The sequence below is a fragment of the Paraburkholderia sp. SIMBA_053 genome (assembly GCF_046534895.1).
In the GTDB taxonomy this organism is placed as follows: domain Bacteria; phylum Pseudomonadota; class Gammaproteobacteria; order Burkholderiales; family Burkholderiaceae; genus Paraburkholderia; species Paraburkholderia caledonica.
Genome location: NZ_JAWRXU010000452.1, coordinates 1 through 289, shown reverse-complemented (window position 1 = coordinate 289; position 289 = coordinate 1). Strand labels below are relative to the sequence as shown.

Sequence of the window (289 nt, the reverse complement as noted above, 5' to 3'; positions counted from 1 at the left end):
AATGAGGCGAGGATAAGCTCGCAAATGAACGCATTACCAGGCATTAACAGCGACCGCTCCGCAGCCAACGCGCACCGAGGCACCGTCACATAATCATCGCCGCTATTCGCCGACCTGGAATGGCGTAGCGGCTACACGCGCTTTACTACACGTTCACCGCCCAACGTTGGCGAATGTCAGCTCAAGGCATGACTTGACCGCCGTTGACTTCGATAATTTGCCCCGTGACATAGCTACTCGCTTCATCACTGGCCAGAAACAGAAACGCACCGGTACATTCTTCAGCGGT

The 289-nt window shown here is 55.0% G+C and carries 1 pseudogene; it reads right to left on the bottom strand.

The window, feature by feature from the left end:
• Positions 1 to 181: 181 nt before the first annotated feature.
• Positions 182 to 289: pseudogene (locus tag SB753_RS36390) on the bottom strand (oxidoreductase); the annotation flags it as partial.